Raw genomic sequence first — 12,241 nt, forward strand, 5'->3', positions numbered from 1 at the left:
AAGCGCGGCACTCAGGCCGCGCAAACGGATAATCAAGCTTACTTGTTTTTCTTGGTATTACGGCCATATACCAGCCAGGTGATGACCACGCAGGCGATATAGAAGACGAGGAATACTTTCATCGCACCCGCCGGAGAGCCGGTCAGATCCAGTGAGATACCGAACGCTTTTGGAATAAAGAAGCCGCCAATCGCGCCTATCGCAGAGATAAACCCAAGCGCCGCAGCGGTATCGGTGGCGGCTTCACGCATTGCCTGCTCGTCGCTCCCACCCTGCGCTTTCACGCGGTCCATGGTCAGCTTGCGGAAGATGACAGAGATCATCTGGAAAGTAGACGCACTGCCCAGCCCGGCGGTCAGGAACAGCACCATGAAGACGCCGAAGAAGGCAAAGAAGTTACCCCCCTCACCACCCGCAGGCAGCGTCAGGAACAGCAGCGCACAGAAGATGGCCATTACAACAAAGTTCACCAGCGTAACGCGCGTCCCGCCCAGACGGTCGGAGATCATCCCGCCCAGCGAACGTGCCAGCGCGCCGATAAACGGACCGAAGAAGGCAAACTGAAGGATCTGCACGTCCGGGAACTGGGTTTTAGACAGCATGGCAAAGCCTGCGGAGAAACCGATGAACGAGCCGAAGGTCGCCAGATACAGCAGCGCCATCACCCACAGGTGGCCACGCTTCAGAACCGGCAGCTGCTCGCTCAGTGACGCTTTGGACGCGGACAGATCGTTCATGAAGAACCACGCCGCCAGGGTAAAGACCACCAGGAACGGTACCCAAATCCAGGAGGCGTTTTGCAGGAACAGCACGGAACCGTCGGGCTGCGTCACACCGCCGCCGCCAAAGGCCGCAAAGATGGAGACAGAGATCGCCAGCGGGGCAATCAGCTGCATCACGCTCACGCCCATGTTACCCAGACCGCCGTTAATGCCCAGCGCGCCACCCTGCTTCGCTTTCGGGAAGAAGAAGCTGATGTTTGCCATACTGGACGCAAAGTTCGCCCCCGCAAAACCGCACAGCAGAGAGATAATCACGAACACGCTAAACGGTGTGGAGGTATCCTGCACCGCAAAACCGAGCCACACGCACGGTATGATCATGATCCCGGTACTGAAAGCCGTCCAGCGACGACCACCAAAGACCGGCACCATAAACGCATAAGGAACGCGCAGCAGTGCGCCTGAAAGCGACGGCAACGCGGTCAACATAAACAGCTGGTCGGTGGTAAAGGTAAAGCCCACTTTTGGCAGGTTAACCGCAACCGCACTGAACAACATCCAGACGCAAAACGCCAGTAACAGACATGGAACGGAAATCCACAGATTACGACTTGCTACACGGTGGCCGCGCTGTTGCCAGAACGCCGGATCCTCTGGACGCCAGTCTGTAATAACGGCACCAGTTTCCCTTTCGGGAGCGGAAGAGTGACTCATAGACACCTCTGATTCTCGAATGATGCTGCAAACATTAGGGCTTTAGAGCGGCGGTAAGTTGATATAAATCAAAGGAAAAGTGGGAGGTTTTGCGGCAAAAAAAAAGCCATCACTCTTAATGAGTAGATGCAAAACGTAAAAAAGGTGTGGTTTTTCACGGTGCTGAGGCATCCCTGCTTCGTCCACCCACTAACCGTTACCTCTCTGGCAATTTAGAGGTAATCCTTTATTGGTATGGGTATACTCCAGGGTATGCACCAGAATAGCGCCATTCCTGCAATCAGGTCACGTCAGGAGCCCGGCAACTCTATGTTAAAAAGATGTTTATCTCCGCTGACGCTGGTTAACCAGCTGGCGCTTATTGTTCTGCTGTCCACCGCTATCGGTGTGACCGGCATGGCTATTTCTGGCTGGCTGGTACAGGGTGTACAGGGTAACGCGCATGCCATCAACGAGGCAGGCTCGCTACGTATGCAGAGTTACCGGCTACTGGCGTCGGTGCCGCTGACGCAGGCTGACCAACCGCTTATCGACGAAATGGAGCGTACCGCATTCAGCCCTGAACTGGAAAGAGCCGCCATCCGTGACGGTCAGCAATCTCAGCTTAAGGCGCTTCAGGGCTACTGGCATACCCAGCTGGAGCCCGGCTTAAAGCGGGCGGAAGACCGGGAAACGGTCGCCCAGGATGTCGCCGGGTTTGTGTCACGCATCGATCATCTTGTCTCCTCATTCGATCGCACCACAGAGTTACGCATTGACCGTGTGGTGATGGTTCACCGTGCAATGGCGCTGTTTATGGGTTTGCTGCTGATTTTCACGGTTATCTGGCTGCGCGCACGGTTGCTAAACCCCTGGAAACAGCTCCTGGCAATGGCCCGCGCCGTCACACAGCGCGATTTTACCCAGCGCACGCACATCAGCGGGCGCAACGAAATGGCGATGCTTGGCGAGGCGCTCAATACCATGTCGGCAGAGCTATCAGAGAGCTACGCGGTACTGGAACAACGCGTCCAGGAGAAAACCGCCGGGCTTGAGCAGAAAAACGAAATCCTCTCTTTCCTCTGGCAGGCGAACCGTCGCCTGCATATGCAGGTCCCGCTTTGCGAACGTCTCTCGCCAGTACTGAACGGCCTGCAAAACCTGACTCTGCTCCGCGATCTTGAGCTTCGGGTTTACGACGTTGAAGATGAGGAAAACCATCAGGAATTTACCTGTCAGTCGGACATCTCCTGCGACGATAAAGGGTGTCATCTGTGCCCGCGCGGCTTGCCGCCGCTTACCACTAGCGGCACGACCCTCAAGTGGCGGCTGATGGACAGCCATACCCAGTACGGTATTTTGCTGGCCACCCTGCCCGCCGGACGTCACCTGAGCCACGACCAGCAGCAGCTGGTCGATACGCTTGTTGAGCAGCTCACGGCCACGCTGGCGCTCGACCGCCACCAGGAGAAACAGCAGCAGCTGATCGTGATGGAGGAGCGTGCCACCATCGCCCGCGAGCTGCACGACTCCATCGCCCAGTCCCTCTCCTGCATGAAGATGCAGGTGAGCTGCCTGCAAATGCAGGACGAAGGCATGCCCGAGAGCAGCAAACAGCTGCTCAGCCAGATCCGCAACGAGCTTAACACCTCGTGGGTTCAGCTTCGCGAGCTGCTGACCACCTTCCGTTTGCAGCTCACCGAGCCGGGGCTGCGCCCTGCGCTGGAGTCCAGCTGTCAGGAGTTTAGTGCCCGGCTGGGCTTCCCGGTGAAGCTGGATTACCAGCTGCCACCGCGTTTTGTCCCCTCTCACCAGGCGATCCATTTGCTGCAAATTGCCCGTGAAGCCCTGAGCAACGTGCTCAAGCATGCCGAGGCGACGGCCGTTACGGTCACCGTCAGCTGCCAGGATAATCAGGTGAAGCTCAGGGTTCAGGATAACGGCCGCGGCGTGCCGGAAAATGCCGAACGAACGAACCATTATGGTTTAATTATCATGCGAGACCGCGCGCAAAGCCTGCGCGGTGATTGCCAGGTTCGCCGGGGAGAGTCAGGTGGCACCGAAGTAGTGGTCACCTTTATACCCGAAAAGCCCCTCATAACTGCTCAAGGAGAAAACCATGACTAATCAGGAACCGGCATCTATCCTGTTGATTGACGATCATCCGATGCTGCGCACTGGCGTTAAACAGCTTGTCAGCATGGCGCCAGATATCACCGTCGTCGGGGAAGCCAGCAACGGCGAACAGGGTATTGAACTTGCCGAATCGCTCGATCCTGATTTGATCTTGCTCGATCTCAACATGCCGGGCATGAATGGCCTGGAAACCCTCGACAAGCTGCGGGAGAAATCCCTCTCTGGCCGGGTGGTGGTTTTCAGCGTCTCAAACCATGAAGAAGACGTGGTCACCGCCCTCAAGCGAGGGGCAGACGGCTATCTGCTGAAAGATATGGAGCCGGAAGATCTGCTCAAGGCGCTGCAACAGGCTGCCGCAGGCGAGATGGTGCTGAGTGAAGCGTTAACGCCGGTACTGGCCGCCAGCCTGCGTGCGAACCGCGCCACGTCTGATCGTGACGTCAGCCAGTTGACCCCGCGCGAGCGTGACATTCTGAAGCTGATTGCCCAGGGGCTGCCGAACAAAATGATCGCCCGCCGTCTGGACATCACCGAGAGCACGGTCAAAGTGCATGTCAAACACATGCTGAAAAAAATGAAGTTAAAATCCCGCGTCGAAGCCGCCGTCTGGGTGCATCAGGAGCGCATTTTTTAACTTACTCATCCGGCAGCAACTTCCACCGTGGATCGTCGGCAGGCATTGCGACGAGCGGTTGCACCACGGAAAGCGTGATCTCATTGGAGGAGACACGCTGCCCATCCTTATCTTCCACCACGGCCGTTAGCCGCCATGCGTTTTTCGCCCCTTCTGAATCATCCCATGCAGGCATGATCACACTCCAGCCATCGCTGCTGTTGCCGTTTGCCGGTGAGGTCAGGCTGAGCGCCTGGGTATCACCCAGCCAGTGGATCTGCCGGATACCGTGCTTGCTGCGAATTTGCAGCTTCAGCATCACGGTTTCGCCTGGCTTAAGATCCCACGGCGGCGTGGCCAGATATACCGAGAGGGTTTTGCGCTGACGGAATTCCATCACGGGCAGATTATCGCGCTCAGGTGAATCATAGCGGCTGCCCCTCAGCGAGCGCGTCGCCGCCACTTCCCCGGCGGAAAGCTGTTTCGCCAGCGGCACGCCAAAGCGATAGTTGAGCTTCAGCCCGAGGTTATTCTGGCTAACGCCGCTCTCCCCCTGCTTATGGGCAGCCGTCAGGGTGACCAGCGGAACGGGGGTATAGTTCAGCCCCAGGTTGACCGCAACCGGATTGTGATACCCCGTACCGCTGTTAAACAGATCGACGTTATCGCCAAAATACTGTTCAAAGCTGACGCTGGTGTTCAGGTGATGAAACCAGGGAAGCCAGGCTTTGGCCGTTACGTCGTACCCGCGCGCCATGCGCTGTTCGCGGATGTCGGAACGCGGCTGCCAGCCAGCGAACGGCTGGTAGTAATTGGCCGACAGGCGCAGGTTTTCACCCCACGCCTCTGCGCCCAGCCCGGCACGTTGCAGGTTGTCTTCCAGCAGGTTGTCGTAAAAAGTGTTGTAGCCCAGCAGCCAGTTTCCGGCAACCCAGCGCTGCCCGATCCCGACATTGCTCACCAGCCCATCTGTCTGCTGCGTCAGGCCAAGCTGGCTCCAGCTCAGATAACGGGTGTTGTCGTTCCAGGGGATAAACCAGCTACCGCTGCTGCCGTTAAAGTTGCCGTCGTCATCCACCAGTACATTGACGTTGGCGTTTCCCCAGGGTGAAAGCCAGGATTCAATCTGCTCGTTGACTTCCCCGCTGACGGCATCCCGCACTTTGCCAAACGCGAACTGTCGCGCCTGCTGCCCGGCCGTCAGGCCGTTATCGGTCATACTGGCTTCACCGAAGGCCTTTGCCATTTCAGCCAGATGCTTTTCGCCTTCGGTGGTCGGTTGCGCCATACCGAGATCCGGCAGGCTATCGCCGTTATTATCAAACGGATTCTGCGCCTGCTGCACGAAGGATTTCGGCGCACCGTGAAGGGCTCCAGCCGTAAAAAGGGGGAGTAACAGCAAAAAACGGATGCGGGACGATACAGCCTTCAACGTCGTCAATCAGAACCTGTGTTTATGAACAAACACTTATTATGTTAACGCCATAAGCCCTGAAAACCAGTCTTAACAGAAATTTCAGGAATATCCTGAAAAGATTTGTCGGGTGGCGGCTTCGCCTTACCCGACCTACAAATTCGTACCGGTGCGAAGCCGCCAACCGACGCCCTTGCACTATTATCCCAACAGCGCTTTCAGCTCCGGCACGCAGGAGCCGCAGTTCGTGCCGCAGCGCAGCTTCACGCCCAGCGCTGCGGCAGAATCACAGCCTCCGGCTATCGCCTTACGTATCGTATTTTCACCCACGCTGAAGCAGCTACAGATAATTCGCCCGGGATCGGCATCTTCGCCCGGCCGTTGTCCGTGCAGCAGCGCATGGCGTTCAGCGAGTTGTACGGGTGCAGCAGCAAAGGCTTCTTCAATAAACGCATGCGCCAGCGCCGGCAGCGTATGGCCCTCCCAGTAGCCCAGCATCAGCTCGCCGTGATGCCAGGCGAGCACGCTGCTGCGTTCTCCCGTCTGTGCCACCTGTAACTGCCAGCCCCGACCGCTGGCGTACGCCCTGACCCACGACAGCAACGGCTGCTCCCCCGCCACCGTCAGACGTGAGGCTTTACGCCACCAGCAGACCGACGGCGGCAGCGCTGGCAGCTCGCGGGCATACAGTTCACCCTGCCAGGCCGGTAGCCAGGGCATGATCCTCACCGCGGTTTGTTTACTCTCCGGCTGGCCGGAACCAGCATCAATCCGCCCTTCTACCAACGCATTGACCTTCCCCTGCCGTGCAAATTGCGCGTTCCAGTGCATCGGCGCAAACAGCTCGCCCGCACGCTGCGCGGTGGAGATACGTACTCTGGCAACCATCACCCCGCGCGGGGAACTTATCCGCGCCAGCTGGCCGTCAGTCAGCCCAGCGCGCGCCGCATCGGTTGCGTTCATCTCAACAAAAGGCTCATCAATATGCTGCATCAGGCGCGGAACATACCCCGTGCGCGTCATGGTGTGCCACTGATCGCGGATCCGCCCGGTATTCAGTATCAAGGGGTACAATTCGTCGACGCCTGCCCCATGCGAGGAAGGATCAACCGGTACAAGATTTCTTTGCGGGAAATCACCGGCATGCCACTGATAAGGCGCCAGCGCGTCCCACGCCTCTCGCGACAGCGACGCCAGTTCGCGCAGGTTTAGCGCCCGTTCGCCGTTATTTTCAAACGCCGTCAGCGCCGCATGTTCACAAAATATCTCCTGAGGGTGTTCCCAGGCGAAGGCATCGCCATAACCGAGCTGGTCTGCCATCCGGGCGATTATCCACCAGTCCGGTCTGGCCTCGCCCGGCGCAGGCAGAAAGGCACGCTGGCGGGAGATACGGCGTTCAGAATTGGTCACCGTGCCGTTTTTCTCGCCCCAGCCCAGGGCGGGAAAACGGATATGGGCAAACCGGCTGGTGTCCGTCTCCTGCATCACCTCAGATACCATGACCAGCGGGCAGGCTGCCAGAGCCTGACACACCGCGTGGCTGTCGGGAAGCGACACGGCAGGGTTGGTGCCCATGATCCACACCGCCTTCACCTCGCCGCGCGCAATGGCGTCAAACAATTCCACCGCCATCAGGCCCGGGGTCTGCGCCAGCCGTTCCGTTCCCCAGAAACGCGCCACGCGCGAAAGATCGTCCGGCTCGAAGTTCATGTGCGCCGCCAGCTGATTCGCCAGCCCGCCCACTTCCCGCCCGCCCATGGCATTTGGCTGTCCGGTCAGCGAAAACGGGCCGCAGCCAGGACGGTTGAACTTCCCGCTGGCAAGATGCACGTTAATGATGGCGTTACACTTGTCGCTGCCGGTGGAGGACTGGTTGATCCCCATGGTGTAGAGCGTGATCGCGCGTGGCGCGGTGATAAACCAGTCGTAGAAGGTGCTAATCTCGTCTGAAGGCAGATCGCAAAACGCCGCCACGCGAGGGATCGGCCACTCGCCCCGCCCCTGAATCAGATTGAGCAACCCCACAAACAGCCCGGCGTCGCTGCCGGGTCTGAGCGCGAGGTGGAGATCGGCGATATCGCAGGTGGCGGTTTTACGCGGATCGATCACGACCACTTTCATCTGCGGATTGTTGTGCTTTGCCTGCACCAGCCGCTGATACAGCACCGGATGCGTCCAGGCCGCGTTTGAGCCAACGAGTACCACCAGATCGCTGTTTTCCACGTCCTCGTAGCTGCACGGCACCACGTCTTCACCGAAGGCGCGTTTGTAGCCCACCACCGCCGATGACATGCACAGCCGCGAGTTGGTATCAATGTTCGCCGCCCCGATAAAGCCTTTCATCAGCTTGTTGGCGGCATAGTAATCCTCGGTCAACAGCTGGCCGGAGGCATAAAACGCCACCGCCTGCGGCCCCCATTCGTTGATGATGTTCCGTAGCCGCTCGCCCGCTTCGCCCAGCGCCTGCGGCCATGCCACCTCCCGGCCATCGACCACCGGGCGCAGCAGGCGTCCCTGCAACCCCGTGGTTTCCCCGAGGGCAGATCCTTTTACACACAGACGACCGAAATTCGCCGGATGAGTTTCATCCCCCCGAATGCTCACCTTTTCACCGTCTGCGCTGGCGACCACGCCGCAGCCCACCCCGCAGTAAGGGCACGTTGTCCGGGTTTCGGTCATGAGGCCTCCGCACGCATCACCAGCTCTTCATTTCCAACCCATACCTTGCCGTTTTCAATTTTTACCGGCCAGGCGCGCACCACGGGTTCGCCATTCTCCACCTGACAGCCGTCGCGCAGACGAATACGTTGCTTGTAGAGCGGCGAGATCACCACCGGTTCCCCCGCCGCATCGCCGAGGATGCCGCGTGAAAGCACGTTCGCGCGGCTACCCGGCTCCCGATCGTCGAGGGCATAAACGTTTTTGCCAAAGCGGAACAGCGCAATCGGTTTGCGCCCAAGATGCGCACCGATGCCCGCCTGCTCCGGGATCTCATCGATATTACAAATTTCCTGCCAGCGCTTGTTCTCCTCCGCGGCGGGGACGTTCACCGCAGTGCGGAACAGCGCCAGGCGGTCAGGATCGTTAAGGGTGGTTTGCCATTCGCACTGGTAAGTTTCCACCACCCGAGCCATCTCCTGCTCCAGCTCGTGGGCGATCCCCAGGCTGTCGTTGAGGATCACCTCGCGCAGATAGTCGAGGCCGCCTTCCAGGTTATCCATCCAGGTACTGGTACGTTGCAGACGATCTGCCGTGCGAATGTAGAACATCAGGAAACGGTCAACGGTGCGGATCAGCGTTTCGTCGTCCAGATCGCTGGCGAAGAGGTCCGCGTGGCGCGGCTTCATCCCGCCGTTGCCGCACAGATAGAGGTTCCAGCCTTTGTCCGTGGCAATCACCCCCACGTCTTTGCTCTGCGCCTCTGCGCACTCACGGGTACAGCCGGAGACCGCCATTTTGATTTTGTGCGGCGCGCGCAGGCCCTTGTAGCGGTGCTCCAGCCTGACCGCGAGGCCGGTGGAATCCTGCACGCCGTAGCGGCACCAGGTCGACCCGACGCAGGATTTCACCGTGCGCAGAGATTTCCCGTAGGCATGTCCGGTCTCAAACCCGGCCTCCACCAGCGCCTGCCAGATTTCCGGCAACTGTTCGAGCGTGGCGCCAAACAGGTCAATACGCTGCCCGCCGGTAATTTTGCTGTAAAGGCTATAGCGTTTCGCGATCTGGCCGATGGCGATCAGCCCGTCGGCGGTCACTTCACCCGCAGGCATCCGCGGGACGATGGAGTAGGTTCCGTCCTTCTGAATATTGGCGAAATAGCGATCGTTGGTGTCCTGCAACGGCAGATGCGCCGGTTTCAGCAGATACTCGTTCCAGCAGGAAGCCAATACCGATCCCACCAGCGGCTTACAGATCTCGCACCCGTGCCCCTGACCGTAGCGGCTGATAAGCTGGTCAAAAGTGCGGATATGGTTGACGCGCACCAGGTGGTAAATCTCCTGACGCGAGTACGGGAAGTGTTCGCAGATATCTTTCTTCACCTCCACGCCCTGCTCCGCAAGCTGGAACTCCATCACCTGCTTCACCAGCGCGCTACAGCCTCCGCAGCCGGTCGCCGCTTTGGTGCACTGCTTAATGGCGCCGATATCCGTTGCGCCCGCGCTTACCGCCTGGCAGATATCCCCTTTGCTGACGTTATGACACGAACAGATCTGCGCGCTTTCCGGCAGCGCCGCCACGCCCAGCGCTTTCGGCGCGCTGCCTGACGATACGGGTAAGATCAGCGTTTCCGGTTCTTTTGGCAGGCTGATGCCGTTGAGCATCATCTGCACCAGCGTGGCGTATTCGCTGGCATCGCCCACCAGCACGCCACCCAGCAGGGTTTTGCTGTCGTGGCTGACCACAATTTTTTTGTAGATTTGCTGCGGCCCGTGCGTCCACTGGTAGCTCAGCGCACCCGGCGTGCGCCCGTGAGCATCGCCAAACGACGCCACATCCACGCCCAGCAACTTGAGTTTGGTACTCATATCCGCGCCGGTGAAGCGCTTCTCCTCACCCGCCAGCACAGCGGCGGCCACGCGCGCCATCTGGTAGCCCGGGGCCACCAGGCCAAAGATTTTTCCCTCCCACAGCGCGCATTCGCCGATGGCAAGCACGTCCGGATCGGAAGTCCGGCAGCCGTCGTCAATACAGATCCCGCCGCGCTCGCCGATAACCAGCCCGCTGCTGCGCGCCAGCGCGTCCTGCGGACGAATACCGGCAGAGAAGACCACCATGTCCGTTTCCAGCTGTTCACCATCGGCAAAGCGCAGCACCAGCCCGTCGTCTGCGGTGGCAATCTCCGTCGTCGATTTACTGGTGTGCACCCCTACGCCCAGCGCCTCAATTTTCTTGCGCAGCATTGCCGCGCCGTCGCTGTCGAGCTGCACCGCCATCAGGTTCGGCGCAAACTCCACCACGTGAGTTTCCAGCCCGAGCTGCTTAAGTGCATTCGCCGCCTCCAGACCCAGCAGGCCGCCGCCAATTACCACGCCGCGTCGAGAGCCTGCCGCATGGGCCGCAATGTTGTCCAGATCGTCGAGGGTGCGGTAGACAAAACAGCCCGGCAGATCGTTGCCCGGAACGGGTGGTACGAACGGGTACGAGCCGGTCGCCAGCACCAGCTTGTCCCAGTGAGTCTCATGGCCACTGGCGGTACGCACTACGTCTGCATCACGATCGATAGCAACGATCTGCTGCGAGAGGCGCAGCTCAATGCCGTTATCGGCAAAGAACTCCCCCGCCACCAGCGAGAGCGAGTCCGCGCTGCGTCCGCCAAAATATTCCGACAGATGCACGCGGTCATAGGCGGCATAGCGCTCTTCGCCAAAAACAATAATCTGATACTGCTGATGCAATTTGCGGTTAACGCAGTCTTCGAGGAAATGATGGCCGACCATACCGTGCCCAACCACCACCAGAGTAGGTTTTGTCATAGCGTTCTGTCCTGCAACCTGCGGTTGCGTTGTGAAACGATCGAACAGCCAGTCCGCGTGGGCGGGCGCAGCCGTTGCCAGTAAATCGGTAAAGGTTGCCGCGCTGCGGCAGTCACCCAGCAGCAGCACGCCAGCCAGCGCCCCCTGATGGATCAGTAAACGTCGATAGTGACGGGTCAGCGGATCCCATGAACTCCAGACCACATCGTCCGCCTGCGCCGTCGCGCGCCCGAGGCTGAACAGATCCACGCCGGTCACCTTAAGGCGCACGCCGTTGTCGGTCAGGGTAAACGGCGCGGTGACCTCCCCGGCCAGCCGCGCGGCAAGAATATCCGCCTGCGCCAGACAGGGAGCCACCAGGCCAAACGTCTGGCCGTCAATTTCGCAGCACTCGCCGATGGCGTAGATACCCGGCACGGAGGTTTGCATCTCCTGATCCACCACGATGCCGCGCGCGCAGCGAATGCCGCTGGCATTCGCCAGCGCAACGTTGGGCTGCACGCCGGTTGCCAGCACCACGCGCGTGGCGGCAATGCGGCGTCCGTCGAGCGACGTCACGGCATCGTCAGCGATGGCGGTGATGCCGGAGGCGAGTTCACAGCTAACGCCCCGCGCCGCCAGCGCCTCTTCCAGCAACAGTCCCGCCTGCTGATCCAGCTGCTGTTCCATCAGCCACGGACCGCGATGCACGAGCGTGACGTTGTCACCCTTGCGCGCCAGCGCTGCCGCTGCCTCCACGCCGAGTACGCCGCCGCCCAGCACTACCGCCGGCCCGGAGATATTCTGGATGGCGCGGGTTTCTGCCAGGGTGCGAAAGGTGAACACATGCGGCGCATCGCCGCCGGGGATCGGCGGCACAACAGGGGTAGAACCGGTGGCAAACACCAGCGCATCCCAGCCCAGCGTGCGAGCAGAGGTATGCACTTCACGCGCGTTGACGTCTACTGCGAGCGCCGTTTCTCCTCGCAGCACCGTCACGCCTCGTGCCGTGTACCAGTCTTCATCGTGCAGACAGATGTGCTCCGCCTGCTTTTCGCCACCCAGCACTGGCGAAAGCTGGATGCGGTTGTATGCCTGCTCCGGCTCGTCACCGATGACGGTGACAGCGAAACGACCGGGAACACGCCCGGTGAGCGACGCAATCAGCCGGGTTGCCGCCATACCATTACCGATAATGACCAGTCGCATC

6 protein-coding genes are annotated in these 12,241 nt (G+C 59.9%); 2 read left to right on the forward strand and 4 right to left on the reverse strand.

Annotated features, from left to right (window positions below; translation table 11 throughout):
* Positions 1-38: 38 nt before the first annotated feature.
* On the reverse strand, positions 39-1,436 hold the full coding sequence (locus tag O1724_RS13125) for a NarK family nitrate/nitrite MFS transporter (protein ID WP_003856705.1): 1,398 nt from the start codon (positions 1,434-1,436) through the stop codon (positions 39-41).
* Between the two features lie 309 nt (positions 1,437-1,745).
* On the opposite strand from O1724_RS13125, the gene narX reads away from it, so the two are divergent.
* Both narX and narL read left to right on the forward strand, forming a co-directional pair.
* Positions 1,746-3,542, forward strand: coding sequence for a nitrate/nitrite two-component system sensor histidine kinase NarX (gene narX / locus O1724_RS13130; RefSeq protein ID WP_003856703.1), 1,797 nt, complete (start codon positions 1,746-1,748; stop codon positions 3,540-3,542).
* Positions 3,535-4,185, forward strand: coding sequence for a two-component system response regulator NarL (gene narL / locus O1724_RS13135; protein ID WP_003856701.1), 651 nt, complete (start codon positions 3,535-3,537; stop codon positions 4,183-4,185). Before narX ends, narL begins: the two co-directional genes overlap by 8 nt.
* A 1-nt stretch (position 4,186) precedes the next feature.
* Here narL and O1724_RS13140 read toward each other — a convergent pair whose 3' ends face one another.
* The 3 genes from O1724_RS13140 to nirB all read right to left on the reverse strand — a co-directional run bounded on the left by O1724_RS13140 (position 4,187) and on the right by nirB (position 12,240).
* A complete protein-coding gene (locus tag O1724_RS13140; RefSeq protein WP_058648255.1) occupies positions 4,187-5,605 on the reverse strand; it encodes a YchO/YchP family invasin in 1,419 nt (472 codons plus the stop codon).
* Positions 5,606-5,779: 174 nt separating this feature from the next.
* Positions 5,780-8,257, reverse strand: a complete 2,478-nt coding sequence (locus tag O1724_RS13145; protein ID WP_032609435.1) for a nitrate reductase — start codon at positions 8,255-8,257, stop codon at positions 5,780-5,782.
* Positions 8,254-12,240, reverse strand: a complete 3,987-nt coding sequence (gene nirB, locus O1724_RS13150; RefSeq protein ID WP_126297044.1) for a nitrite reductase large subunit NirB — start codon at positions 12,238-12,240, stop codon at positions 8,254-8,256. Before nirB ends, O1724_RS13145 begins: the two co-directional genes overlap by 4 nt.
* Position 12,241: the final 1 nt, after the last annotated feature.

The sequence above is a fragment of the Enterobacter cloacae complex sp. HYC074_NIDB genome (assembly GCF_056673345.1).